Source organism: Mesorhizobium sp. P2_H9 (assembly GCF_056403215.1).
Genome location: NZ_JBFUFX010000018.1, coordinates 14,715 through 40,489, shown reverse-complemented (window position 1 = coordinate 40,489; position 25,775 = coordinate 14,715). Strand labels below are relative to the sequence as shown.

General features: G+C 63.0%; 25 protein-coding genes. 14 read left to right on the top strand and 11 right to left on the bottom strand.

Going from position 1 to position 25,775, the window contains the following annotated elements:
* The first annotated feature begins 25 nt into the window (after positions 1 to 25).
* The 7 genes from AC1DXN_RS27625 (at position 26) to AC1DXN_RS27595 (ending at position 5,896) form a co-directional block, all read left to right on the top strand.
* Positions 26 to 751: a 3-keto-5-aminohexanoate cleavage protein gene (locus tag AC1DXN_RS27625; protein ID WP_477277549.1), complete on the top strand. Its 726-nt coding sequence runs from the start codon at positions 26 to 28 to the stop codon at positions 749 to 751.
* A 333-nt stretch (positions 752 to 1,084) separates the two neighbouring features.
* Complete coding sequence (locus AC1DXN_RS27620) at positions 1,085 to 1,594, top strand: Lrp/AsnC family transcriptional regulator (RefSeq protein ID WP_477277547.1); 510 nt, start codon at positions 1,085 to 1,087, stop codon at positions 1,592 to 1,594.
* Positions 1,591 to 2,754, top strand: coding sequence for a saccharopine dehydrogenase C-terminal domain-containing protein (locus AC1DXN_RS27615; RefSeq protein WP_477277545.1), 1,164 nt, complete (start codon positions 1,591 to 1,593; stop codon positions 2,752 to 2,754). The genes AC1DXN_RS27620 and AC1DXN_RS27615 overlap by 4 nt, the downstream gene beginning before the upstream one ends.
* Before the next feature lie 103 nt (positions 2,755 to 2,857).
* Complete coding sequence (locus AC1DXN_RS27610) at positions 2,858 to 3,646, top strand: ABC transporter substrate-binding protein (protein ID WP_477277543.1); 789 nt, start codon at positions 2,858 to 2,860, stop codon at positions 3,644 to 3,646.
* 131 nt (positions 3,647 to 3,777) lie between these two features.
* Entirely contained in the window at positions 3,778 to 4,455 is a 678-nt protein-coding gene (locus AC1DXN_RS27605; protein ID WP_477277541.1) for an amino acid ABC transporter permease, read from the top strand.
* Positions 4,452 to 5,126 carry an amino acid ABC transporter permease gene (locus AC1DXN_RS27600; protein WP_477277539.1) on the top strand — a complete coding sequence of 225 codons (675 nt, stop codon included), beginning with the start codon at positions 4,452 to 4,454 and terminating at the stop codon, positions 5,124 to 5,126. The genes AC1DXN_RS27605 and AC1DXN_RS27600 overlap by 4 nt, the downstream gene beginning before the upstream one ends.
* A 26-nt stretch (positions 5,127 to 5,152) precedes the next feature.
* Positions 5,153 to 5,896: an amino acid ABC transporter ATP-binding protein gene (locus AC1DXN_RS27595; RefSeq protein ID WP_477277537.1), complete on the top strand. Its 744-nt coding sequence runs from the start codon at positions 5,153 to 5,155 to the stop codon at positions 5,894 to 5,896.
* Between the two features lie 99 nt (positions 5,897 to 5,995).
* On the opposite strand, the gene AC1DXN_RS27590 is transcribed toward AC1DXN_RS27595, so the two are convergent.
* The 3 genes from AC1DXN_RS27590 to AC1DXN_RS27580 form a co-directional block, all read right to left on the bottom strand.
* Entirely contained in the window at positions 5,996 to 7,270 is a 1,275-nt protein-coding gene (locus AC1DXN_RS27590; RefSeq protein ID WP_477277535.1) for a GGDEF domain-containing protein, read from the bottom strand.
* Positions 7,271 to 7,451: 181 nt separating this feature from the next.
* Positions 7,452 to 8,195 (bottom strand): alpha/beta fold hydrolase, encoded by a 744-nt coding sequence (locus AC1DXN_RS27585; RefSeq protein WP_477277533.1) that lies wholly within the window; start codon positions 8,193 to 8,195, stop codon positions 7,452 to 7,454.
* A 110-nt stretch (positions 8,196 to 8,305) separates the two neighbouring features.
* The gene (locus AC1DXN_RS27580) at positions 8,306 to 9,850 is read right to left on the bottom strand and encodes a bifunctional AfsR/SARP family transcriptional regulator/alpha/beta hydrolase (protein ID WP_477248082.1); all 1,545 of its coding nucleotides are present in this window, start codon (positions 9,848 to 9,850) and stop codon (positions 8,306 to 8,308) included.
* A gap of 298 nt (positions 9,851 to 10,148) precedes the next feature.
* Here AC1DXN_RS27580 and AC1DXN_RS27575 point away from each other — a divergent pair, with 298 nt between their 5' ends.
* Positions 10,149 to 10,691: a class I SAM-dependent methyltransferase gene (locus AC1DXN_RS27575; protein WP_477248084.1), complete on the top strand. Its 543-nt coding sequence runs from the start codon at positions 10,149 to 10,151 to the stop codon at positions 10,689 to 10,691.
* 8 nt (positions 10,692 to 10,699) lie between these two features.
* On the opposite strand, the gene AC1DXN_RS27570 is transcribed toward AC1DXN_RS27575, so the two are convergent.
* From AC1DXN_RS27570 to AC1DXN_RS27550, 5 genes are all read right to left on the bottom strand, one after another.
* Positions 10,700 to 11,101 carry a GFA family protein gene (locus tag AC1DXN_RS27570; RefSeq protein ID WP_477277531.1) on the bottom strand — a complete coding sequence of 134 codons (402 nt, stop codon included), beginning with the start codon at positions 11,099 to 11,101 and terminating at the stop codon, positions 10,700 to 10,702.
* A gap of 163 nt (positions 11,102 to 11,264) precedes the next feature.
* Entirely contained in the window at positions 11,265 to 12,257 is a 993-nt protein-coding gene (add, locus tag AC1DXN_RS27565; RefSeq protein ID WP_477277529.1) for an adenosine deaminase, read from the bottom strand.
* Between the two features lie 120 nt (positions 12,258 to 12,377).
* Positions 12,378 to 13,436, bottom strand: a complete 1,059-nt coding sequence (locus AC1DXN_RS27560; RefSeq protein ID WP_477277527.1) for a Gfo/Idh/MocA family protein — start codon at positions 13,434 to 13,436, stop codon at positions 12,378 to 12,380.
* 111 nt (positions 13,437 to 13,547) lie between these two features.
* Positions 13,548 to 14,333: a ThuA domain-containing protein gene (locus AC1DXN_RS27555; RefSeq protein WP_477277526.1), complete on the bottom strand. Its 786-nt coding sequence runs from the start codon at positions 14,331 to 14,333 to the stop codon at positions 13,548 to 13,550.
* A 176-nt stretch (positions 14,334 to 14,509) separates the two neighbouring features.
* Positions 14,510 to 16,054: a DUF2778 domain-containing protein gene (locus AC1DXN_RS27550; protein WP_477277524.1), complete on the bottom strand. Its 1,545-nt coding sequence runs from the start codon at positions 16,052 to 16,054 to the stop codon at positions 14,510 to 14,512.
* Between the two features lie 497 nt (positions 16,055 to 16,551).
* On the opposite strand from AC1DXN_RS27550, the gene cueR reads away from it, so the two are divergent.
* Positions 16,552 to 16,944: a Cu(I)-responsive transcriptional regulator gene (gene cueR, locus AC1DXN_RS27545; protein ID WP_477248096.1), complete on the top strand. Its 393-nt coding sequence runs from the start codon at positions 16,552 to 16,554 to the stop codon at positions 16,942 to 16,944.
* Positions 16,945 to 17,024: 80 nt separating this feature from the next.
* Entirely contained in the window at positions 17,025 to 17,492 is a 468-nt protein-coding gene (locus AC1DXN_RS27540; RefSeq protein WP_477277521.1) for a cytochrome c, read from the top strand.
* Between the two features lie 273 nt (positions 17,493 to 17,765).
* Here AC1DXN_RS27540 and AC1DXN_RS27535 read toward each other — a convergent pair whose 3' ends face one another.
* Both AC1DXN_RS27535 and AC1DXN_RS27530 read right to left on the bottom strand, forming a co-directional pair.
* Complete coding sequence (locus AC1DXN_RS27535) at positions 17,766 to 18,698, bottom strand: dimethylarginine dimethylaminohydrolase family protein (RefSeq protein WP_477277519.1); 933 nt, start codon at positions 18,696 to 18,698, stop codon at positions 17,766 to 17,768.
* A gap of 21 nt (positions 18,699 to 18,719) precedes the next feature.
* Positions 18,720 to 20,324 (bottom strand): zinc-binding metallopeptidase family protein, encoded by a 1,605-nt coding sequence (locus AC1DXN_RS27530; protein WP_477277517.1) that lies wholly within the window; start codon positions 20,322 to 20,324, stop codon positions 18,720 to 18,722.
* A gap of 82 nt (positions 20,325 to 20,406) precedes the next feature.
* Between AC1DXN_RS27530 and AC1DXN_RS27525 the strand changes: the two genes are divergently transcribed.
* Both AC1DXN_RS27525 and AC1DXN_RS27520 read left to right on the top strand, forming a co-directional pair.
* A complete protein-coding gene (locus tag AC1DXN_RS27525) occupies positions 20,407 to 21,303 on the top strand; it encodes a LysR substrate-binding domain-containing protein (RefSeq protein ID WP_477421743.1) in 897 nt (298 codons plus the stop codon).
* Positions 21,304 to 21,376: 73 nt separating this feature from the next.
* A complete protein-coding gene (locus AC1DXN_RS27520) occupies positions 21,377 to 22,051 on the top strand; it encodes a helix-turn-helix domain-containing protein (protein WP_477277514.1) in 675 nt (224 codons plus the stop codon).
* A 52-nt stretch (positions 22,052 to 22,103) separates the two neighbouring features.
* Here AC1DXN_RS27520 and AC1DXN_RS27515 read toward each other — a convergent pair whose 3' ends face one another.
* A complete protein-coding gene (locus tag AC1DXN_RS27515; protein WP_477277512.1) occupies positions 22,104 to 23,222 on the bottom strand; it encodes an epoxide hydrolase family protein in 1,119 nt (372 codons plus the stop codon).
* Positions 23,223 to 23,478: 256 nt separating this feature from the next.
* Between AC1DXN_RS27515 and AC1DXN_RS27510 the strand changes: the two genes are divergently transcribed.
* Together AC1DXN_RS27510 and AC1DXN_RS27505 are read left to right on the top strand one after the other, a co-directional pair.
* Positions 23,479 to 24,573 (top strand): ABC transporter ATP-binding protein, encoded by a 1,095-nt coding sequence (locus AC1DXN_RS27510; RefSeq protein WP_477248112.1) that lies wholly within the window; start codon positions 23,479 to 23,481, stop codon positions 24,571 to 24,573.
* Positions 24,574 to 24,656: 83 nt separating this feature from the next.
* Positions 24,657 to 25,772, top strand: coding sequence for an ABC transporter substrate-binding protein (locus AC1DXN_RS27505; RefSeq protein ID WP_477277510.1), 1,116 nt, complete (start codon positions 24,657 to 24,659; stop codon positions 25,770 to 25,772).
* Positions 25,773 to 25,775 lie beyond the last annotated feature (3 nt).

Below are 25,775 nucleotides of genomic sequence, written 5' to 3'. Positions count from 1 at the left end.
CAACCGCAACCGGACTGCCCCTCGCATGATTGTCCAGACCTGCATCAATGGCGCGCGCAGCGCCGACTTCCACCCTCGCCTGCCGCTAGACGCCGACGCCATGGCGCGCGATGGCGCAGCTTGCGTTGCCGCAGGTGCAGCCGAGCTGCATGTCCATGCGCGCGGGCTCGATGGGCGGGAAAGCCTGGCGCCGGCAGCGATGGACAGGACGGTGCTGGCGCTGCGCCGCGCCTGCCCGGGAACACTGATCGGCGTCTCCACCGGCGCTTGGATCGAGAGCGACGAGTTGCGCACGCTTGTGGCCATCGCCGGCTGGCGCGAATTGCCGGACTACGCCTCGGTCAATCTCAGCGAGCAGGCGGCGCCGCTGGTGATGGAGAGCCTGCGCCAGCGTGGCATCGGGGTTGAAGCCGGGCTTGCCTCGGTCGCCGACGCCGAGCGTCTGGCCAGCCTAGACCATGGCGGGCGTGTGCTGCGCATCCTGATCGAGATCTCCGAGCAGACACTGAACGAGGCATTCGCAGTGTCGGACGGCATCGAAAAGGTGCTGGAGCGCGCCGGCATCCGCCGCGTCATCCTGCTGCATGGCGAGAACGCCACAGTCTGGCCGTTCGTCGAGCGAGCGGCGGAGCGCAACTGGTCGACGCGTGTCGGGCTGGAAGACGGCAAGGAATTGCCGGACGGAACGATGGCCTCCGGCAATGCCGCGCTGACGGCGGCCGCGGTGGCGATTTTTCGGGCTGGGCGGTAGCGGCGGCGCACGCCAAGGTCAGCCATGCCAAGGCTATCCCACTGCCCAGACACTCGCTTGGGCGACGATCCCTGAACACGGGCGCGAAAAGAGTCCGATCAACAAGATAGCCGCCTCTGCTGCCACAATGATTCAAGTGCCGGCGCCCATTCGAGGCGACCGCATCCGCGGCCCGACCGATCCGCAACGAGGCACTAATCTCGTGCCGTCAGGGGCCTGTACCGTCAGCAATATGCGGCGACGCTCTTGCTGTTCATAAAAATTCCCAATAAGGTATTTTCATATCAGAAAGAAATTCCCATCAATTTTTCTCTTTTATGAAAGTGTTCGCCTTTGCGGGAACATCTCGATCAGACCGACCGGCGACTGGTCAAACTGCTGTCGCAGGACGCGCAGCTTGGCGTTAATCGCATCGCCGAGACGATGGCGATCTCGGTGCCGACGGTGCGCACGAGGCTGCGCAATCTGCTCGACCGCAACCTGCTGAAGATCGTCGGGTTGTTGAACCTGACCGAGCGCCCGGAGCTGATCTCAGCCATTGTCGGCATCAACGCGCAAGGGCGCGGCCGTGCTCGCGAGCTGGCGCAGCGCATCTCGGAACTGCCGTTCGTCAACTCGGCTTCCGTGGTCACCGGGCGCTTCGACATCATCGTCGACGTCACGGTGGCCGGCGATGTCGCCGACCTCTACCGCGTCACCAGCGAGCTGATCCCGGGTGCCGGCGAGCCCGGCGAAGTCATGCGCAGCGAGACCTTCGTCGTCATGGCGTCGTGCAACAAATGGGTCAGTCTGCCGGAAGGCTGCTGGTCCGAAGACGCCCCGGCGCGCAAGGAGCCGGCATGAAGATCGCGGTTGTCGGCGGCCTCGGCCTGCAAGGCCGGGCCGCCATCGCCGATCTCGTTGGCAGCGCCGGTGTCGAAGAAATCGTCTGCGTCGACACCGCCCCCGACGGCCCTGCGCGGCTCGGCGGCCTGACCGATCTCACCCGCGTGCGTTTCATCGTGCCCGAGGGCGCCATCGGCCCGGCGCTCGCCGCGGTGCTCGCGGATGTCGACGCGGTCATCGACCTGCTGCCGCAGCCGCTGATGCGCGAGGCGGTGCAGGCGGCGATCGCAACGCGCACGCCGCTGGTCACCACCAATTACGGCAAGGCCATCGCCGACCTGGCGCCTGCGGCGGAACAAGCCGGCGTCTCGATCATGACCGAATGCGGGCTCGATCCCGGCATCGACCTTGTGCTCTACGCGCGCGCTGCAAGGCAGTTCGACACCATCACCTCGATCGATTCCTATTGCGGCGGCATCCCCGAGCCGAAGGCGATGGCCAAGCCCCTTTGCTACAAGGTGAGCTGGAATTTCGACATGGTTCTGGTCAGCCAGAACCGGGACAGCGTGATGATCGAGGACGGCAAACACGTAGCGGTGCCGGCCGGCCGACAGCACGACAATCATTTCATCCACGAGATCGAAGTCGCTGGCCTCGGCCGGCTGGAAGCCTTCCCCAATGGCGATGCGCCGCACTATGTCGAGATGCTCGCCGCCGCCAAGGGGCTGCAGCGCTCCGGCCGCTACACGCTGCGCTGGCCGGGCTGGTCGGCGTTCTGGGCGCCGCTGAAGGAACTCGGTTTTCTCTCCGAAGACAAGGTTTCCGGCACTACCGTGAGCCCGCGCGAATTCCTCGGCCGGCTGCTCGGCCCGCAACTGCAATACGGCGCCGATGAAAAGGACCTGTGCGTGATGCGCAACGTCTTTTCCGGCCTCGAAGGCGGTCGCCGCAAGACGGTAACGTCGGAGCTGATCATCGAGCGCGACCTCGCGTCGGGCCTGTTCGGCATGAGCCTCGGCGTCGGCTATCCCGCCAGCATCGTGGCGCAGATGCTGGCGCGACGCGAGATCACCACACCCGGCCTGCTCAACCCGCTGCTGCATGTGCCCGATATCAGCTTCTTCGACGAACTGGCGAGGCGCGGCATCAAGGTTGCCGAGACGGTCGACTGGGACTGAGAATTTTCGAACGGTGGTCGCCGCCGGCAACGGCGCTGCCGCTCAAAAAGAGCCCAAGGATATCCGCGGGCAAAATAACAACGACAACAGGGAGGAATGCCCAATGAAGATTGCCAAGCTTTTCATCGCCGGACTTGCACTTGCCGGCCTCACCGCTGCTGCCAGTGCCGGAACACTCGACGAGATCACCAAGCGCGGCGAATTGCGCGTCGCGGTGCAGACGCAGGGACCACCCTTCTCGCTGGTTGGAGCCGCCGGCGAACGCACCGGCAGTTCGGTTGAACTTGCCGAGCTGATGGCCAAGGAAATGGGCGTCAAGATCACCTTCCTCGATTTCGACTGGGACGGGCTGATCCCGGCACTGCTTTCGGGCAAGGCCGATCTGCTGGTCGCCGACATGACACCGACGCTGGCGCGCGGCATGAAGGTCGCCTTCACCACGCCTTACATGTACACGGGCAGCACCGTCTTCACCAAGGCCGACAGCAAGTTCAAGACCACCGAGGACTGCAAGGCCAAGGGCACCAAGATCGCCGTGCTGCTCGGCGCCACCGGCGAGAAGGAGGCCAAGACCGCCTTCCCCGACGCCGACATCAAGAGCTACAAGGGCGGCGGTCCGCTGCTGCTCGACGCCGTCAACAACGGCCAGGCCGATTGCGGCGTCAATGACGTCTCGGCCGTGAAAGGCCAGTCGACCGCCTACCCGGCCGGCAGCTTCACCATCATGCCGGACCTGTTGTCGAAGGAGCCGCTGGCCTTCGCCACTCGGTATGACGAGCCGGACCTGCTGGTCTGGATGAACCTGTTCCTCAACCAGGTCAGCATTGACGGCCGCCTGCAGAAGAACCTCGACTACTGGGTCAATTCCGACGCCTGGAAGAAGGACCACTGAGGAATTAGTGAGTAGCGAATAGGGAGTAGCGAATAGGGAATGGCCGTTCCGGCCATGCTTCGCTGCTCCCTACTTCCCTACTCGCTACTCACTATTCGCTATTCGCCCTTCCCTCTCACTGCCGCGCTGCCATGCTCGAAAATTTCAGCTTCCGCACCATCGTCGAATATCTACCTTTGTTCGGGCAGGGCCTCGTCACGACCGTTTGGCTGTCGGCGCTGTCCTTTGCCGGTGCGCTTGCTGTCGGCATCGTGCTCGCCGCCATGAATTTGCAGCGCAGCCAGCTGTTTCGCGTGCCGGCCAAGGTCTATATCGACGCGGTGCGCGCCACGCCGTTGCTGGCACAGCTCTATTTCCTCTATTTCGGCTTGCCCCGGCTCGGCTTCGTGCTGCCCGAGCTCGTCGTCGGCATCCTGGCTTTGTCGCTGAACAGCGGCGCCTATGTCGCCGAGATCATCCGCGCCGGCATCCTGTCGATCCCGCGCGGCCAGGTGGAGGCCGGCGTCGCCTCGGGGATGACCTATGTCCAGCGCATGCGCTTCGTCATCCTGCCGCAGGCGTTCAAGGTGACGATCCCGCCGCTGCTCGGCCAGGCGATCGTTCTGGTCAAGGATTCCGCACTTCTGTCGCTGATCTCGGTTTCCGAACTGACCCGCGCCGGCCAGCTGCTCGCTTCCGACCGCTTCATGCCGGCGGAAGGTTTCATCACCATCGCCGCCTTTTATCTCGTGCTCTACTACTGCCTGAAAGGATTGGCGGCGCTGTCCAGCCGCTGGCTCGGCTTGCAGCCGGCAAGGAGCAGCACATGATCTGGCAGCAACTGCAAAGCCTCGCCGGCAGCTACCCCCTCGCCTTGCGTGGCCTCGGCATGACCGTGATGCTGTCGGCGATCAGCCTGGTGCTGGGCACGCTGCTCGGCTTTGGCCTCGGCATCTTGCGCACCGGCGGCAACCGGATCATCAGCAGCGCGATCGGCGCTTGGGTCGACCTGATCCGCGGCACGCCGTTCCTGGTGCAGATTTTTCTGATCTTCTTCATCCTGCCGGAATTCGGCATCGAGCTCGACGCCTTCACCGCCGGCATCATTGCGCTGACCAATCTGGCCGCCTGCTTCATCTGCGAGATAGTCGCCGCCGGCATTCGTTCCGTTCCGACCGGCCAGGTCGAGGCGGCACTTGCGTCTGGCCTGTCGCGCTGGCAGCGCATGCGCCAGGTGGTGCTGCCGCAAGCGATGCGCATCGTGCTGCCGCCGCTGGTCGGGCAATATGTGCTGCTGATCAAGGATTCCTCGGTCGTCTCGGCCATCGGACTGACCGACCTCACCCGGGTCGGCTGGCTGGTGGTGCAGCGTGTGCCGAACGGCCTGCTGGTCTTCTTCCTGGTCGGCGTCGGCTATTTCATCGTCTGCTACCCGCTGATCATGCTGGCCCGCCGGTTGGAGCGCCGCATGGGTGCGGCTCATGGCGAGGTGCAATTGTGACAGCGAACCCCAAAGGCTCAGAAAACATGACCAAAGCGGGCATGATCGACTTTCGCGGCGTCAACAAATGGTTCGGCGCGCTCAACGTGCTGAAGGACATCACGTTAAGCGTCGAGCCGCGCGAAGTGGTTGTCGTCTGCGGCCCGAGCGGTTCGGGCAAGAGCACCCTGATCCGCTGCATCAACGGGCTGGAGACGATCCGCGACGGCGACCTGGTGGTCGACGGCCAGCGCCTCGGCGATCCCGCCACCAACATGACGCGGCTGCGCACCGAGATCGGCTTCGTCTTCCAGTCGTTCAACCTCTATCCGCACAAGACCGCACTGGAGAACGTGACGCTGGCGCCGATCCATGTGCGCAAGATTCCTCGTGCCGAGGCCGAGCAGGCGGGGCGCGAATTGCTGGCCAAGGTCGGCCTTGCCGACAAGGTCGATGCCTATCCGGCGCAACTCTCCGGCGGCCAGCAGCAGCGTGTGGCGATCGCGCGCTGCCTCGGCATGCGGCCCAAGATCATGCTGTTCGACGAGCCAACCTCGGCGCTCGATCCCGAGATGATTTCGGAGGTGCTCGACGTCATGGTCGCGGTGGCCGAGGAAGGCATGACCATGATGGTGGTGACGCATGAGATGGGCTTTGCCCGCAAGGTGGCGCAGCGCGTGGTGTTCATGGATGCCGGCGCCATCGTCGAAAGCGGCACGCCGGAGGAATTCTTCTCCGACCCCAAGACCGACCGCAGCCGGGCTTTCCTGAGCAAGATTCTGAGGCATTAGAGTAGAGTAAAACTCAATATGTTGGCTGCTGCCGATGGCTGAGTTGGGTGAAGACGGCCTAGCGAAGCGACTAGTCTACCATCGCGTGACGGGCTGGCGTCACCGCGTCGACTGAATCTGTTTGCGCCCTGACGACTCCGGCTTGTGGAGCAGCACTCGGTTGCGGCCGGTTTGCTTGGCGAGATAAAGCGCCGCATCCGCCTGACGCTGTAACTGCTCCGGTGAGATGGCCTCGTCAGCCCTCTGAACGGCGACCCCGATGCTTAGGGTGACGCGGCGCGACACGCGGGATGCTGGATTGGGAAAAGCGGCGGCCTCAACGCTCTGGCGAATTCTCTCGGCCACAGAGATGGCCTCTTCATCGTCTACGCCAGGCAGGAGCACCAGGAATTCCTCGCCGCCGTATCGGGCCACAAGATCGTTATCGCGCCTGACATTTTCCTTGATAATGCGAGCGACCTCGACCAGACAGCGATCGCCCTCGGCATGGCCGAGGTGATCGTTCAAATTCTTGAAATCATCAATATCGCACATCAACATGGCGGCACCGCCGGGGCATGCTCCGCCATCGGCCCAAAGGAGGTCGAGCAGCTCTGTCATCCAGCGCCGGTTGGCAATGCCGGTGAGCGGATCGGTACTCGCCAGTTGCTGAAGCCGATCGTTCGCTTCCGCCAGTTCGGTGACTCTGCGTCGGTCACGAAGCTCAAACAGGAAGGTCTTCTGAGCGAGAATTGTCATGATGCGCCGCGCGGCGATCGTTGCGATGATCCCGCTGGTGAAAAACAGCGTCGCAGCCGCGGCGCTTCCAAATTCGATGCCCGGGTTCTGCAGCTGAAAAACGAGATAGAGACCGAGCGCCGAGGCGGCAATGGTCGTCGTCCAGGCCAGCGGGATGCCGAAGATGATGATGGCTGTAATGGCCACGAACAGCATGATGTTCAGGTGCCGTTCGTAGAACTCGCCACCAGCGCTTACGCCGACCAGTGCGATTGACAACAAGATGAGGAACATGCCTGCAATCAGCGAAGCCCCCTGTAGCCAGTTCGCCTGCGGTTTTCGCCAGAGAAGGACGACAATTATGACGACAGGTGGAATGATGGCGCCAGGCAGGAGCATGGAGAGCGCGATCGCCTTCGGAAGCATCACCATGTTGAGCGCCAGGGTCAGCACATCCAGAAATGCCACCCAGATCATCCAGGCCCGGATGATCTTCGCCGTTTGCGACCAGACACGGGCTCGAAATAGACGTTTGATCTCGCCCTTGAGGCGGATATCGCGCGTGCGGCGCGCCAGTTGCCGCTCGACTTCCGCAATTATGGCAGGATCATCCTGCACGTCGAGATGAATCCTATCCGACACAGTCGGCGGACCCATAAGCTGGTTTCACCTGGACATTCATCCGAGCCATCCGGTCGTCGGCCATGGGCAAGCATGTCAGGTGATCCTGAAGATTTGATTTATCAGGCCATTACAAAGCCGCTCAGGCTTCCAACCGAGGAAATATCTCCTGCCTGCTGTCAGAACCGGCGAGGCAGCAGAGCAGGATTCTGAGGCACTAGAGCAGCGACAGAAACTCTTCCATGCGCGCGCATACCGGGTCGACCGCCAAAAACGCCTGGAAATGATTGCATCCGGCGAGTTCGAAATAGTCGGCGCCGGCAAAGGCTGCAAAATCACGAACCTTCCGACACATCGGATCGGCCTCTCCGCTGATGGCAAGTATCGGTCGATCAAAGCTGACGAGCGGTGCCGACCGATCGGCCCGATCAAGCGCTACGCATGCCCGCAAGGCCTCAAGATCATTGCATCTGAGCTGCCTGACGTTCCCGTCTGTCAACGGCCAGTTCTCGGTGCGCAGATACGAGATCCAGGGTTCCATGCCAACGTTCACGGCTGCCCGCAGCAGACGCAAATCCTGCCCGAAGGGATGCGCGCCGTTGACAACAAGCGAGCGCACCCGGTTCCGGTAGTGGGCGGCAAACGCCAGGGCAATCGTACCACCCAGAGAATGCCCGCAGATGTCTGCATCTACTGCCCCGATGTCATCCAGAACGGCCGCGACGTCTGTTGCGCATCGCCCGAGATCATACCAGTCGGGCACGTGCGGCTTGTCACTTCTGCCGTGACCGCGCCCGTCGATCAGTATCAGTTGCCGCCCAAATGCCACCAACCGCTCGACGTAGCCCACTTCACGCCAAATCGTGTGATCCGCTGTAAAGCCGTGCAGCAGCACCAGCGGTCTTCCAGTCCCGACCACCTCATAGGCAATGCGGGTTCCGTCTTCAGAGACAGCAAACATGATCGCTCCTTTTGCCGGGCGCGCAATAACCTCTGCTTCACAACTGACATCAAGAGTTGTGAGCGCTACCCTGCACAGGGGGTGTCCCCTGATCGTCCCCGGCTGAGCGATCAGCTGCGTCGTGCAATCGCGCCAATGCTATCGAGCAGCGGCTGCTGGTCGCCGACCCAGAACCAGTGATCGTTGCCGGCGACCTCGATGAACTTCGCGCCTGGGATGTTGGCGGCGAGGAAGCGCCCGGCTTCGATGCGCACGGCGCGGTCGCCGGAGCGGTGCAGAACAATCGTCCTTGCCGAAACTTTTGCAAGGAGATGACGGACATCGGTATCGCGTAGCGCTTCCAGCAGGCCCGCGACCGCGCCGGGACTGGAGGCTGCCCTGAGCAACCCAGCCCACCAGCTCTGCGCCTGGCGGTCTGCGGTCAGGCTTGGGGCGAAAGTTTCGATTTCCGCCGGGCCACCCCAACCGGCGAGCAGCCGTTGCTTCCACAGATCGTATTGCGCGACGGTCAGGGCAAAGGGATAGTCGGGTGCGCGACTGCCTTTCGCCAGGGAGCCCCACAGAACCAGACCGATCAGGCGATCAGAGTGGTTTACGGCAAAACGGACACAACCCGGGCCACCTTCTGACGCGCCGATGAGCAAGGCCCTTCGGCTGCCGGCCGCGTTCATGACCGCCAGAATATCCTGCGCTGTCGCTTCGACGGTCGGGCGGGCACCGACACGGTCGGAAAGTCCCATGCCTCGCCGGTCGAAAAGGATCAGGCGGCCAAGACGCGAAACCGCGGTGATCCAGGCACGGCAGCTCCTGTCTTCCCAGACCCTTTCGACATGCGAAATGAACCCCGGAACAAGCACGATGTCCATCGAGCCCTTGCCGACGATTTGGTAGGCGATATGGATGCCACCCACTTCGACATAGCGCGTTCTGGGCATGTCCAAGGTGGCATCGTGAGTTGGCCCATGCAGCATGGCAAGCGTTGTGGGGTCCGGCGCGATGCCGAGTTCGTCCCGCAGCAGCCTGACACAGGTTTCGGCCTGGCGCTCGGCTGCCGCCCTGTCCCCGGCCGTCAGGTGCGCACGGATCAGGTGACGGTGCGCGCTTTCGCTCAAAGGGTCCAACCTCGTCAGGCGCGTCGCATGCACTACCGCGGCGCGAGGCTCACCGCCGGCAATCTTCGCTTCGACGAGCCGCTCCAGCGCCTGTACCAGCCGGCTGCGCAGGGCCTCGCGCCTGAAGAATACCCACTCCTCGAATTCCATGCAGTCCGGCAGAGAGAAGCCGGCGAGATAGTCGCCCTTATAGAGGTCAGCTGCCTGGTCGAGGGGACCGAGATCACAGGCATGCTCGAAAACCCTTGAGTCGACCTCAACGGACAGCGACGGATGCAGGCTTAGCGATGTTCCGCTGGCAGCGATAACCTCGCTGCCGAACGCGATGCGAATCTTATACAGCGTGCGCCGAAGTCGTGCGCGTGCGGCTTCCTCGTCGGTTTCGGGCCACAGGAGCGTGGCTGCGACCTCACGCGCCACAGGCCCAGCGGCCTCGGCGAGGTAGATTAGGAGCGCTGCCGCCTTGCGCAAGGCAAGTTCCACCCGCCGCCCGTTCAGACGGAACTCCGGAAAACCCAGAAGTCGGAACTGCAATCGCTCCATGGATCCGTATGTGCCGGGCGGGGACGTTGAGGGGACGCAGACCTTCTACCTATCCCCACGACGTTGGGCCGATGTGGCCCGTCTGAAGACAGACTTGGAGCGATAAATGTCACTGGTCAATACTCTCACCCATCATTGCACGTCCGCGGCTGTTGCCGAAGATGGCGGCCTTATCGACGCTCGACAGGGAGGCTGAGATATGTGCCAATCCTGTCTCTCCTGGTACGCACGCTGCGTTGCTCCCTACTTCGTCCACGCCGGCTGTTCGGCCAACGCATTCGCGCACATGCGAAGGCACATGATCCCACAGGCAGAGGGCATTGTTGTGGAAGTCGGCTTCGGGTCCGGCCTGAACCTTCCCTACTACGATTCCGCCAAAGTGGAGCGGCTGGTGGGCGTCGATCCCGACGGCACGATGCTCGGCTTGGCCGAACCGAAGAGCCGTTCCATGCCGTTCGATGTCGAATGCCTCCGGGCCCGCGGCGAGACCCTGCCATTGGCCGATGATTTTGCCGACACGGTCGTCGTCACCTACGCTTTCTGTACCATTCCGGACCCTGAGGCGGCGCTGAGCGAAATCCGGCGCATCTTGAAGTCCACGGGCCGGCTGATCTTCATCGAGCACGGCCAGGCCGATGGGCCGCGTTGCCGCAGGTGGCAGGAGCGCCTGAACCGGATGTGGGGAGCGCTTGCCGGCGGCTGCCACCTCAATCGCGACCCATTAGGTCTGATTGACGGGGCCGGCTTCAGGCTCGTTCATGAGGAGCGAACGCGATTTCCGCTGCTCTTCTGGCAGCTCGGAAGTCACTACGCCGGGGTCGCAGTCCCACCGGCAGGTTGACTGCGTCTTCAGCCGAGCCTTGCCAAAGGCTCGGCTTTGATCTCGACCCACTCGCAGCGCCTGGTGTCGTGGTAGAAGGATTGGAAGGGCGGCGGGAAGGACGGATCGGCAAAGGCGCCTACCGGAATGGCGATCACGCCGGGCTGGGTGTCGATCCGGTAGTGAACATTGGTGCCGCAATCCGGGCAGAAGCTGTAGATGATGCGACCGCCCTGGTCGCCAGTGCGCATGAATTCCGCAGCTCGCCCCTGGACTGATACGTCACCCTCCACGAAGCGGACATTGTAGCTGAAGGCGCTGCCCGTGCGGCGTTTGCAGTCCAGGCAGTGACACACCGAGATACGGACCGGCTCGCCCGAACAGGTGGCTGAAAGCTGGCCGCAGGAACATTCGGCGCGGCGCGTTGTCATGGCTGGCTCCTTTCAGCTCCGCCCGTTTCTCATGGGAGACCAACGAGAGATCGAGCAACCTTATGCAGTTCGGCGGTGTGGCGGAAGGACGCTTTGGGGCCGCTGAGCTTCGCCTCGTCAGGCGCGTCGGCGCCCTCCCGCACACGAGTCGACAGCGGCCTTGTCAAGCCTGCCAGGCCGCCAGATCCGCCAGACTTTGCGCCTTCACCGCGGGATCGGCATAGCTTGCGCGCAGCGATGTCGCAGCGAGCTGGCGGATGGTTTCAGCGTCCCACGCGAAGGCCTCGGCGCAGGCGGCATAAGATGCTTCGAGGGTCGTGTCGAGCAGCGCCGGATCATCGGTGTTGATCGAGACGGGGACGCCGGCCTTGCGCAGGGCATCGATCGGATGTTCGGCAAGCGACGGATAGACGCCGAGCGCCACGTTGGAGATCGGGCAGATGCCCAGGGGAATCTGCCTCTGCGCCAGCAAGTCGACAAGCTCCGGGTCCTCGATCGCCCGGACACCGTGGTCGATGCGGTCGGCGCCAAGCAGTTCGATTGCGTCGCGAACGCCCTCCGGGCCGCTCGACTCGCCCGCATGGACGGTGCGCCGCAGACCCGCCGCCGCAGCACGGCGAAACGCCTCGGCGAAGCGTGGGCCGGTGCGGCCGGCAGCCGCCTCATTCCCGTCGACCGAAAGCGCAACGACCCGCTTGTGTCTGATCTCGCTCAGCAACTCCACCAGTCCGATGGCCTCCGCCGCCGACTGGGTGCGAAGCAGGCTGACGCAAAGCCCGACCGGCGGGTCCCCGTCCTGCTCGGCGGCCGCAAAACCGGCATCGAACGCGTCGATCATCCCGGGGATGTTGCCTTGCCAATGCGGCCAGTGTGTCGGGTTGACGATGACGTCGGCGTAACGCACACCGCTCTTGCCCATGCGCTGCGCAAACTTGTAGGCCGTGGTGGCCAGTTGCTCGCGCGTCCGAAATGTCCCGCACAGCCAGTCGAGCATCTCGAGGAAGCTCTTCAAATCGTGTGCCTCGAAGAGCCTGTCACGCGGTGCACGCAGCGGAATGCCCGCTTGTTCGCAATTCCTGATCACATCGTCGGCCTCGAAGCAGCCCTCGACGTGGATGTGCACTTCGGCTTTCGGTAACCCGATGTAGTCGGTCAATGACGCCTCCCGTGTTCGCAGGCGCCATCAGATCATGAAACGGCTGGTTCCCATTTCAAGAAATGATTGAAAGAATTGCGCGTGGTCCGTGAGATCGGCGCCGCCTCGCCGAATCCAAGCCTACTGCGTGTCGGCGTTTGCCCTCAGTTCAGTCCGCTTCGCGTCGGAGACGACGGCAAGGTCGAGCACCTTCTGCAATTCGGCCGCATGGTGGAATGATGGTTCGGCCTGGACACCGCTGTTCACCGCATCGACAAAGCGCTGGTAGTTGGTCGGCACCGTGCCGGCATCAAGCACCTGCCATTTGGCCGTCTCGATGTTCTCGCCCAGGCACGCTTTCAACTCAGAACCCTCCAGATTGTGCACGACTTCGATGCCACCCTTGTCGCCATAGATGCGCAGGCGCAGTTCGTTCATATGGCCCGTCGCCCAGCGGCTGGCATGGACGACGCCGAAGGCGCCATTCGAAAAATCCAGCGCCATGGTGAAACTGTCATTGGCGTCGAGGTCGTATTCGCCGATGCGGTTACCGGGCGCCTTGTCAAAGGCTTTCAGCCGGCAGAAGACGTGGTCGATGTCGAGCGCGGCGCCATAGCTGGCGAAATCGAGGATGTGGATACCGACATCGCCGAGAACGCCATTGGAGCCGTGGCTGCGCGACAGGCGCCAGAGCCATTTCGGATCGGTGCGCCAGTCGCCCCAGAATTTGGACACCAGCCAGCTCTGCAGATAGGACGCCTCGACATGCCTGATCTCGCCAATGTCGCCGGCAAGCACCATGGCGCGCGCCTTCTGCAGCGCCGCGACATTGCGATAGGTCAGGTTGACCATGTTGATGATGCCGGCCCGTTTGGCGGCGTCGGCCATCTCACTGGCCTTCTCGAAGTTTTCGGCCAGCGGCTTCTCGCACATGACGGGCTTGCCCGCCGCGATCAGCGCCATGGTGGTCGGATGGTGGATGCGATCGGGCGTCACATTCGTCACCGCGTCGAACTTGCCCCATGCCAGCGCGTCCTCCAGCGCGGTGAAGCGGTTGGGGATGCCGAAGCCGTCGGAAAATTCATCGACGCGTTTGGCGTCGACATCGACGGCGCCGACCAGTTCAACGCCCTTGATCTTGCCGAATTGCCTGGCGTGTTCCTGAGCCATCCAGCCGGTGCCGAGTATCAAAAGTCGCATTTTGTTGCACTCCGAGCGAATTGGTTCGATTCAATGAGATGGGACGGATGTGGTCTAGGTGTTATTTTGACGCAAATCCAGACGGAAAGCCGCTGTTCCCTCTTACCGGGTTTAGCGGAAGCCGGCCTCACCCGAGGCGTGCAGCTTGCCGCCGCGCTCGACGATTGGTTCCAGCGCCTTGTCGACCGGCACGTTCGGCGCGTCCAGGATCGCGGGCTTGGTGCCCTGCGGGTTGTGCGCCCAGTTCACGGCGTTGCGCAGCACCTTCTGGACATTGGCGTCGTGATAGGTCGGATAGGTCTCGTGGCCGGGCCTGAAATAGAAGATGTTGCCCGCGCCCCTTCTGTAGGTCAGCCCCGAGCGGAAGACTTCACCGCCTTGGAACCACGAGATGAAGACCGTTTCCAGCGGCTCCGGCACAGCGAATTGCTCGCCATACATTTCCTCGTTTTCGAGTTCGAAATACTCACCCACCCCGGCAGCGATTGGGTGGCTCGGGCTTGTCACCCACAGCCGCTCGCGCTCGCCGGCCTCACGCCATTTCAGCGTGCAGGGCGTGCCCATCAGCCGCTTGAAGATTTTTGAGAAATGGCCGGAATGCAGGACGATCAGCCCCATGCCTTCCCAGACCCGGCGCGCCACACGCTCGACCACTTCGTCGGCGACGGCGCCATGGTCCTTGTGGCCCCACCACACCAGCACATCGGTTTGTGCAAGACGGTCGGCCGGCAGACCATGTTCGGGCTGCTCGAGGGTTGCCCAGGACGCGGAAATGTTGGGGTCGACCTTCAGCGCATTGGCGATGGTCGCGTGCATTCCCTCGGGATAGATGCCGGCGACCACCTCATTGGTCCGCTCATGGATATTCTCGCCCCAAACGACAGCGCGTATTGTCATGACATCCTCTTGATTGTTTGAAGCCGGGAGCCGCCCTGATCACTCATAGTATCCCCAGCCGGAATTGAAAACGCTTTCAATGCCGGCTGCTGACAATCGGGTGGAAAGGCGTTGGATGGAGACCATGAAATATCATGGTCAAACAGGATGATAGCGGATCACCCTGCCAAAATGATTCAGGCGCCGCGCCCGTCCTGGGCGACCTGCGTCAAGGGCTTGGACATGCGCGGCACCACGACGAGGCGCTTGATCTTGCCCTTCTTGTAGGCGGCGAGGAAGCGGGCATAGTCCTTGAAGACGACGCAGCCATTGGATTCGGCACGACCGCCGCGCAGCATGTAGGTGTGGGCAAGCAGGCCGTTGCGGCCATATTTGTTGTTGCCGCCCACCGGTGTGAGGCGGATCGCCTCGACGCCGTGGAAGCGCGATTCACGCAGCTTCAGGTCATATGTATCGGGCGGCGTCGGACCAGTGTTCTTGCGGTCGACATAGCGCGGCTGGTCGACCATCGCACCCAGCCCGGAATGCGCCTCGAGCCGCGAACCATCGGGCATGTAGACGGTCTTGGCCGAGATGTCATAGATGGCGACGCCATTGCCCATGCTGGGCTTGGTGAACAGGTTGCGGAAGACTCCACCCGAGCCGCGCTCGGGCATGTCGGGCTTGGCATAGGCCAGCATCTCGGCGGCCTGGGCCTTCGACCGCTTGGTGGGCTTGCCCTGGCTGCTCTGCTTGCCCTGGCTGCCTATGGTTGGCACGATCGGCTGCGACGAACTGCGCATCGACTGCACGCCGGGCAGCGCGTCGACCGTCGGCGCGTCGGCGGTCTGGACCTTGGTTGTCTGGGCCTTTGCCGCCTTGGGCGATTGGGGCTTGGCCGGAGCTTCGGCCTTGGGGGCCTTGGCCGGCTGATCGATTTCCGCCTGCGGACGCCGGCCCGGCAACGTGATGCTGTCAGGCAGGTCATCCTGTGGCGGCAGCGAGGCCAGCTGAACTTCACCCGGCTGCGGCTCCTGCACAGCGACGGGTTCGACTGCCGCCAGCGCAACCGATGGCGTCACATCGACCGTCACTTCCGGCAAGGCTTTGGCGAGCGCCAGCGCCAGGCGCGACGAGCGTTCGATTTCCGCGACCTCCGGCCCGAAGCGCGCCGGTGCCGGCCCGTGCTTGTCCGGCATACGCACCGGCTCGGCAAATCGAGCGTCCGTCGGCAGGCTGGCAAGCATGAAGGGGGCGCCAGAGGGGTGGGAAGCGGCGCGGGCGAAGGCGTCAGCCAGCTTTTGCGGCGACAGTTTCGCTTTTGCCACCACGCCGTCGAAGCGCGCGTCACGCGGCGTGACAAGTGCAATCGCATTTGGGGCCGCAATGGCATTTGGGGCACCAGCGTCAGGGCCGGTTGAAGCCGCCCGCCTCAGCCGCGCCATCTTGCCGTCATGCGCGAAGCTGGACGCCAGGCGCAGGCAAGCGGCGTCACATTGATTGAGCAGGGCCACCTGACGCTGCCGGCTTGCGGCCAGCGCCGGTGCCCATGAATTGGCAAGGGCGCGCCGGGAATCGGCGAGCGCGACGGTGCGCGGCAGAGCCAGGCTTTGCGGAAGACTGTCTGAAGCAGCGGTGAGCGAGGTCCCCACCGAATAGAGGCCGGCCATGGTCGCCACCGACCATAGAGCGACTGCGGCGCCAACGGCCGGAATCGCGACCCAGCTCAGGCGGGGCCTCATCGAAGTCAATCCGGATACTGGATTGTCACCCCGGTCTTTCAAACGCACAAACGCCATACAACCACTCTCAATCGGCTGCCGGCTGCGGTCTTGCAGCCGTGACGATCACAGTTCGCCTTGGTGCCCCCTGCACCCTTCGCGTCTGTTGCCGATTGATTCAAAAGATGGACAAGTTTGGTTAACCAATCACTCTATCGGTCGCCGATTGCACTGCGATCGATGGCAAAAAGCGTCCTCCCCGGCCGTCAAAATGGCCTAAATCCTCTCCGTAGCCGACTTTGCTGCCCGTTTTTGCGTCCCGAGTCAAGGAACCGCAGCTGTAGGATTTTTGCCGGAGCCATTGCAGACGGACAGCATCGAGGCTCGTGAGGAGGCCGCTGCCACGGCGGATGGGGCGAAAAATGGCGGCTTGATGACGCTGAAGAAGACCGCGACGGCGCGTTGACCTTCCAGTGGCTGGAAGGTCTATTCTCCTCGGCAAAAGGAGATTTCCAGCCATGAACATAGGCCTCGCGTCCGAAAAATCCGGCCTGCCTTCGAAGACGATACGCTACTATGAGGACATCGGCTTGCTGCGCCCGGCCCGGACAGACAACGGCTATCGTGACTACTCGGCGGCAGATATCCACCGCTTGCGCTTCCTGCAGCGCTCGCGCAGCCTGGGGTTTTCGGTCGATGAGTGCCGCCAACTGCTGTCGCTCTATCAAGACAAGGACCGCGAGAGCGCCGATGTAAAGGCCGTCGCACAAGCCAAACTGGTGGAGATCGACAGGAAGATCGCCGAACTGACCGGACTGCGGCATCTGCTGCATCATCTGGTCGACCACTGCCACGGCGACGAGCGGCCGGACTGCCCGATCATCGACGAGCTGGCCGGCCTGGTTCAGTGAGACCTGCCGCCATCGCCGCGATGTTGGCGTTTGCCTGCGCTTCGGTGGCTGGCGCCGCTGCTGGCAGCGAGGCAATCGTCATGGCGCGCCAAGCCTCAATGAAGGAGATGGCAGCAGCAGCCAAGACGATCGCCGGGATGTTCGATGGCAGACAAGCCTATGACGCTGCGGCCTTCAAGGCGGCGGCGGAAACCATCCGCGCCCGCACCGGCCCTGCCCTCATTGCCGAATTTCCCGGCGCCTCATTGGGCGCGCCTTCGGGCGCCAGGCTGGAGATTGATCAGGCACGACCGGAGTTCGAGGCGCTGGCCCGTCACATCGGGACGCTGGCAAGCGCCCTGGCCATCAAGGCCGGGCGAGCTCCAACCGGCATCACCGAAGACATGAGGATGGGTTCCGGTCTGGTAATGGGCGGCGGCAGCTTGCTCGGCAAGCGGCCGGGCGCCGTGGAAGCCGATCCCGCCAAACTGCCGGCGGAGCATCTCCTGCACCTCATCCTGCAGGATTGCTCGAGCTGTCACTCAAAGTTCCGGCAGAAAATTGAATGATGGTCGATCTTGCGAGACCCAGCGAGCTGACCGTCGCAACAAAAAAAGCCCCGCCGTTCAGACCCGGCGAGGTCAATGCGAATACAGCACCCTTGCCCTCAAGCTACGCTCAAGGCACCTTCGATGCGCCGCCGGCAGCAAGCGATCCGAGCTTTCCCGCCTTGCGCAGCTCAGGCTTTTCGTAGGTTCTTTTCACAGATTCTCTCCTCGAATATGCAGAGAGTCTCCACTTCTGAGGCCCTTGTGTCAATGTAGCGGAGTTCGGAAGCCCCCTCAGGCCGGTTCGCGCTTCAGCGCCTGCGCCATGCAGTGGATGCCGCCGCCGGTCTTCGAGATCTCGCTCATGTCGATCGCCGCCACCTCGAAGCCGCGCGCCTTGAGCTGGCCGATCAGCGCCTGGCTCGAGGTCGGCGCGATTACCCTGTCCTTGCCCAGCGACATGAAGTTGCAGCCGAGCGCCATCGTGTCCTGGAACGGCACGTCGATGATCTCGTGGCCCTTGCCCTTCAGCCAGTCGACGATGCCGGGCTCGGTGCAGGCGAGACAGACTGCGGTCAGTTTTTCCGCGATCGGCACCACCATCAGGTCGATATGGACATAATATTCGTCGATGAAGGCGATGCGGGTTTCCCAGCCTTCCTTGTCGAACCAGGCCTGGACCTGGCGGGCGCCCTCTTCCTGCGTACGGGCGCCGCCGCAGCCGATCAGCACCACGCCCTCCTCGATGACGTTGAAGTCGCCGCCCTCGAAGGTGCCAGCGGTCACCATGTCGTAGATCGGGATGCCGAGTTTTTCATAGGTGCGGATGGCGGCATAATTCTCGCCGCGCCGCCACCAATTGGCCATGGCGGTGATGAAGGCGCCGTAGGGCGTCATGACGCTGGAATCTCTGGAATAGACCTGCATCGGCAGTTCCGGCGTCGGCTCGTGCCAGTGGATGTTGACGCCGAAATGCTCGTAGGCGGCGACTAGATCCTTGTGCTGCGCCTGCGCGATCTGGACGTTGCAGGGAGCTTCGCGCAGATGCTTGCGCGACAGTGAGCTGGTCGAGAGATGGCGCAGGAAATTCGGCGAGCCGAGCAACACGTCGGTCAGCACATCGGTCTCGTTGGCAAAGCCCCATGATGTCAGCGGCTTGGTGCCGCCGGCCGGGTTGCGGCGCTGCAATGAAAACGGCTCAGTGACGATGCGGTCATGAACGGTCATGGGGTTCTCCTCGTGTTTTGATCAGGTGGCTTGGTCGGGTTGGCTGCTCGGTATCCACCAGTCGCGTCCACGCGCGGTGGTGACATATTCCGGCCAGCGAAAATGGATCGGCGGGTCGTAGTCGCAAAGCGGCGCGATCCAGTTGGCGCCGCCAATGCCGCCGCCGGTGCGGGCCACGAATTCATCCATCGCCGCATCGCGGGCGGCCTTGTCTTCCAGAAGGCGAAGGGCTGAAAGCGCGACCGTTTTGGCAGCGCAACTGACCATTGGATCGATCGTCGCCGAAATGCCGCCCAGCGCATTCATTGCCCAGGCCGGACAGGCGTGGCCATTTGTCGAGCGCAGCGCCGGCCGGGCGACGTAGAAGCGGGCCGTCGGCGCGTGCCAGCTCATGTCGGTGTAGTCGTCCGAGGTCGAGTTTGTCTGCGACGGCGGCAGGTCGCGGCGCAGGATCGCTTCCGCCGCCTGCGGTTCGATCAGCCGCTCCAGCTCTTCGATGAAAGGGTTCTCCGTCGCGGTGCCACCGGCACTGACCTGGATTTCACGCGCGAGCGCCTTGGCCGCCTCGTCCCAGCGCGGCGGGCCGACGCTCGACAGCGCCTCATAGGCAATCGTTGCCATGGCGTGGTTGGCCAGCCCCGGTCGCGACTTCGACACCCAGTGCCGCTCGTGCCGGCAGCCGCTCATTGCGGCAGCAGCTTCGCCATTGCGGTCGAGCACGGCGGTGACCTGCTCGGCCATTGCAAGCGTCGGCACGCGGATCATGTACTGGATTTCCGCCAGCCCAGCCGGCAGATTGTCGGCGGTGGCTTGCCCCGCGGTCAGGATCGCCTCGCTAATCGACCAGCCACCCTGATGCGGCAGCATGGAATCGCGCAGCGCTTTGGAGGCCATGTACATCATCATCAGCGCGTCGTTGGCGCCCGGCGCCCTCACCGCCGAATGCGCCTGCGGGATCGGTGCGCCGTCGCCCGCCGCGCGCGCCCAGTTTTCGGGTTTGTCGCAGACAAAGCGGTAGATCATCGCGTAGGCGGCGCCACAATGCGTGTCCCAGCGCGCCGTGTTGCAGAGCGGCAGCATGTAGAAGGGATGGAAGGAGATCATGCCGGCGAGGTCGTTATAGTAGCCTTTTGCCGCATGGATCGGCTTCGATCCCCTCACCTTTTCCGCCGGCTCGCCGGTGAAGCGCAAGGTGCCGGCAATGCCCTGGCGCTGCATCGCCGCCTTGGTGGCCAAAAGTCCGCCGAGGCTGGCGATGCCGAGGCCCGAATGCGGGTCGGTATGGCCGCCGGCCTCGCTACCGAGGCCCGGTCGCGGTCGCTTCACGGTGGCGGCATCCTGGCAATTGCCGGGCACAGCATCATATTCGGCATACATGCCGACGGTCGGACCTGGGCCATTGGTCCAGTGGGCGCAGAACGCGGTCGGCATGCCGCCCGAGCCTTCCTCGACGGAAAAGCCCTCGTGCTTCAGCCGCGCCACATACCAGGCGGCGGACTGGTATTCGCGCCAGGCGGTCTCGCCGAAGTCGAAGATGGTGCGCGTCCATTGCGACAGCGACGGCTGGATGCCGTCGAGGCAGGCAAGCGCGGTGGCTTGCGCCGAAGTGGTCACCGCTTTCTCCATGGCCAAAAGAAAGCAGTGAAGCGGCCTGTCAAAAAGTGATATGTTTTCCCGGCTCGTGCAAATTCGGTTCACCTGAGGCCTCTTGCGAATACCGTCCACTCAAGCGCTGCGCGCTCTCGACAGYTTYGCCCGYCACGGCAGYGTCTGGCGCGCCGCCGASGARCTKYACCTGACCCGCAGCGCCGTCAGCCACCAGCTTCGCCTGCTGGAGCGCGACCTCGGCTTCGACCTCCTGGAGCGCATCGGCAAGGGCGTGGCGCTGACGCCGCGCGGCCAGCGCTATGCGAGCGACGTGCGCAAGGCGCTGACCGTGCTGGGCGACGCAGTGACGCGCCATGCCGGCACTGGCGTCGGCGGCTCGTTCAGCGTCTCCTGCACCCCGGGCTTCGCTTCGCTGTTCTTATGCACCCACATCGGCGAGTTCCGGCAGATGTACCCTGACGTCGCGCTGCGCATCCTGACGCCGCGGCGGCTTGACGACGTCAGCAATCCGGACGCCGACGCCTTCATCGCCTTCGGCGTCGGCAACTGGCCGAACCGTGCGGTCGAGCTTCTGTGCGAGATTTCCTTCACGCCGCTTTGCAGCCCGACTTTGCTCAACAAGGTCGGCGGCTTTGCCAAGCCGGCCGACGTGCTGCGCGCCAATCTCTTGCATCTCGGCGATACCGAGGACTGGGCCCGCTGGCTGGCGCTGTCCAGGGTCGAGAACCCCGATACCGAGGGCGGCATCTTCTTCTCGGACATGAACCTGGTGTTTTCGGCGGCGATCGCCGGCCAGGGCATCGCCATGGGTGACGAGTTGACCAGCCGCCGGGCACTGAGCGAGGGCCGTCTGGTGCGCCCCTTCGACATCGCGATCAAATCGCCGCGGTCGTATTTCCTGGTTTCGGAGCACGCCAAGGCGAGCCATCCCGTGCTGGTGGCGTTCGGGGGGTGGCTGAGGTCGAAACTGTCGGAGAACAGGGTCGAGCCGTATTGAGGCGGGCCGGCGCTATTGCGACGGATGCGGATTGGCAGGGTAATCTCGAACGTACTTTAACACGCTGACAGGCATGACACAGAAACATACGCATCGCTTCTCGCCCCATCCCTGGATCGACAGGGTTTGGCAGACGGTCTGCCTGACGGACGGGATCTACAGAGCGACTCCCGATGGCTCCTGGGACCTGATCCTGAGTGTCTCGCCCGATGGGCGACCGACGATCTTCCTGAGCGGGCAGGCCACCGAGCCGGTCGATGTTCCCTACCTGGCCGGCGAACATTCAGTGGTCATATCCTTTGCAGCCCATGTCTACCTTGCGACGGACAAGGAGGTCAGAACCGGCGCAGCGATACGCTTGCTGCCGGTCGAGGGCGAGGTCTTTCGGCTTGACGGTGTTGAACTTCCGTTGCCGACCTTCGGTAATGCCGAACAGCTTACCGAGATGATGGTTGCGGCAAATCTGTTGCAATCCAATGACCTGGTCGCCAAGGCATTCACCGAGAGGCCCAAGGCTGCCTCGACCCGGTCGGTTCAGCAACATTTCAAGAAGACGACCGGCATCACCCAGAAGGATTTTCAACTGATCAGGCGAGCGCAGGAGGCTGTAAGGCGGCTGAAACTGGGCGACGCCTCAGCTTCCGTTGCAGCTGATCTCGGCTACACCGACCAACCGCACATGATCAAGTCCATCAAGAAAATCATGGGTCACCTGCCCTCTAATCTCGACCCGGTCCATAAAATCTGAACACCGGAACAAGACAGACTTGCCCCGGTGTCCACAAGCACGAAACCGCGCGTCATTTGTTGAGAAGCGCCGCGAACCGCCTGATGTCGCCGGCATAAAACGCCGGGTCCTCCCAGGCTGCGAAATGGCCGGCAGTCTCCATGTCGTGGAACTGAACCACATTGCCGGAGGTCTGACGGTCCGCCCATTCGCGCGGCAGCCGCACACCGCCCGGGATTGGCGCCTCGGTCGCCACGGCGACCGGAACCTTGGTGTCCAGCCCCTTGATGGTTGGCGGCTGCATGGCGTTCTGACTGTAGATGCGAAACGATGAGGCCGCTGTTTCGGTCAACCAGGTGATCATGATGTTGGTGAGCAATTCGTCACGTCCGAACCGCGCATCCGCATCGTCTCCCAGTCCCATGCCGGCCATGAAGCTCATGATCCATGCGGCGAGGCCAACAGGTGAATCATTCATGGCGAAGGCCAGACTTTGCGGTTTGGTGGCCTGCACGAGATTGAACGCGCCATGGGCGAAGAACCATCGCTGAATTGCGCCCGCATAGGCTTGCTCCGGCTGGCTCAGCGAGGCGAAATCGGTCGTGTGGTCGGGATAGCCGATATCCGTGACGTGATAACCCAAAAGCTTTTCCGGATGCCGCTGGGCCAGCGACATGGCAATCACGGAGCCTCCATCGCCGCCGGCGGCGATGAATTTGCCATAGCCAAGCACTTCCGTCATGAGCTTTGCGAAGATGTCCGTGACCTTGTCCATCGGCAGTGCGGTCTTGCCGGAGAAACCGGTTCCCGGGATTGACGGCACGACGACGTGAAAATCCTCCGACAGCGGCTCGATCACCTTATGGTAGCGGTAGAAGGTATCAGGCCAGCCGTGCAGCAGAAGCAGCGGTGTTGCATCCTTCTTCTTCGAAGGGTGATGCACGAAGTGGAGTTCGACTCCATCGACGTCGACCTTGAAATTGTTGAGCGCGTTTATGGCTGCCTCGGCCTTGCGCCAGTCATAGCCATTGATCCAATGGTCGGTCAGCCGCTTCATGTAGGCCAGGTTTGGACCGAGCATCCAGCCGGCATCCGCAGGCTCATCCGGCCAACGCGTATGCTCAAGGCGAAACTTGAGGTCGGCAAGCTGCGATTCAGGGATGGCGACGGTGAAGGGGGTCGGGGTGGCCATGGACGTTTTCTCCTCTTGAAAATTCTCGCCGTTTCCGCAGTCGTTTCTCGGCTGCGTTGATGTGACCAACCTATGGGCAATGGCGGAAAACCGATTGTAGAAATACGCAAACTTTCAGTGCGCCCTCGAGGCAAGGGACATTCGACCCAAAACCCGCCACCCGTGAATCAAATTTGCCGATGAGGCGAAAACTATTCGGTTGCGGTGAGGCCGCGCCCTGCCCTACGATTTCGTTCAACGCTAGGGAAAGGGCAGGATGCAGCAACCCGGCCGGGCCGCAGAGATCAAGGCAATCGGGATCGGCAAGAGCTTCGGCTCGTTCCGTGCGCTGGACAATCTGTCGCTCAATATCGGCCGCGGCGAGTTCCTGACCCTGCTCGGCCCCTCCGGTTCGGGCAAGACCACCTTCCTGATGATCCTTGCCGGCTTCGTCCAGCCGAGCGATGGCCGCCTCTATAGCGACGGCGTCGACATCACCGACCGACCGGCCGAGCAGCGCGCCGCCGGCATGGTGTTCCAGGGCTATGCGCTGTTCCCGCACATGAGCGTCGAACAGAACATCGCCTTCCCGCTCAAGGTGCGCAAGAAATCGGCGGGCGAGATCAAGCGGCGCGTCGGTGAGATGATCGATCGCGTCGGGCTGGTCGGCCATGGTAAGAAACTGCCGGCGCAATTGTCGGGCGGCCAGCAGCAGCGCGTGGCGCTGGCGCGCGCGCTGGTGTTCGAGCCCGGCGTGCTGTTGCTCGACGAGCCGTTCTCGGCGCTCGACAAGGGGCTGCGCGGCCAGATGCAGGCCGAGATGAAACGGCTGCACCAGGAGACCGGCACCACCTTCGTCTTCGTCACCCACGATCAGAGCGAGGCGCTGGCGCTGTCGTCGCGCGTCGCCATCTTCAACCACGGCAAATTGCTGCAGGTCGGCGCGCCCGACGAGGTCTACGACCGGCCGGACAACCGCTTCGTCGCCGAGTTCCTCGGCGAGATCAACATGCTGCCGCTGAAGGGCGTCAGGCCCGCCGACAATGGCTCGACGGGCCTGTGCGAAGACCGCGCGGTCTCCATGCACTGCAAGGCCGAAAAAGTTCGTGGCGACGCCATCCTGGCGATCCGGCCCGAATACATGTCGATCGCGCGTGAAGCGACCTTGGGCGAGAACGGCATTGCCGCGACTGCGATCGCCTCGACCTATCTCGGCGCCGCGACGCGGCTCGACCTGACCACGAAGCAAGGCGCCAAGGTGACGGTCTCGGTGCCGAACGAGGTTGCCGCCGCCGCGCTCAGCAAAGGCAACTCCGTCTGGCTCACCTGGCCGGCAGAAAAGGGTTTCCTGCTTCCGGACGGAGGACAATGACGATTTGAGTGGCAAGCCTTCGAGCGATGATTCCAAGGTTGACACTAACCAACTGAACGACCAACGAAAAAAGGGGAACTGACATGACAAATGAAACCAAGAAACACTCCATCGAAGCGCTGTCGGCCAGGACCGTGCGCGGCGAGATCTCGCGCCGGCAATTCACCCAGCTCGCCGCACTTGTGCTGGCCGGCACTCCGATGCTGCTTCGCTCCTCCGGTGCCTTTGCCGCGGCGAAGGAATTGGTGCTGGTGAACTGGGGCGGCGACGCTATCACCGCTTATGACGCGGCCTACGGCCAGGCCTTCACCAAGGACACCGGCATCACCGTCAAGATGGACGGCTCGGGCCCGACCGAAGGCGCCATCGCCGCACAGTTCAAGAGCGGCGCCCCGACCTGGGACCTGGTCGACGTCGATCCGTTCTCGGCGATCACGCTCGGCGCCCAAGGCATGCTGGAGCCGATCGACTACGCCGTCGTCGACAAGAAGAAGATGCGCGAGGGTTTTGGCTGGGAATACGCCGCTTCGACCTATTTCTTCTCCTATGTCATCGCCTACGATTCCGAGAAGTACGGCAAGGACGCCCCGACCGGCATGGCAGATTTCTTCGACGTGAAGAAGTTCCCGGGAAAACGCTCGCTCTACAAATGGGGCGTGTCAAGCTGGGAAGCGGCGCTGCTCGCTGACGGCATCGCGCCAGCTTCGCTCTATCCGCTCGACCTCAAGCGCGCGCATGACAAGATCGCCGCCTTCAAGGAAAATGTCGTGGCCTATTGGGGCGGCGGCGCAGAGAGCCAGAGCGTGCTGCTCAACGGCGAGGCCTCGATGGCCATCGTCTGGTCGACCCGCGCCTCGCTGATCGAGCAGGACTCCGGCGGCAAGATCAAGTTCATCTGGGACCAAGGCCTGATCTCGCCCGGTGCGCTCGCCGTGCTCAAGGGCAATCCCGGCGGCAAGGACGCGGCGATGAAGTTCATCGCCAGCGCCCAGGATCCGCAAAAGCAGTTGGTGATGTTCGACAAGCTGGGACAGGGTCCGGCCAATCCGGCCACCGACGCGCTGATCCCCGCCGACAAGAAGCGCATCAACCCGGTCGACCCCGAAAACATGAAGAAGCAGATCGCGCTCGACATGGATTGGTACGCCAAGAATTACGGACCGGCGCTCGACGAATACACCAAGATCATCTCCGCCTGATAA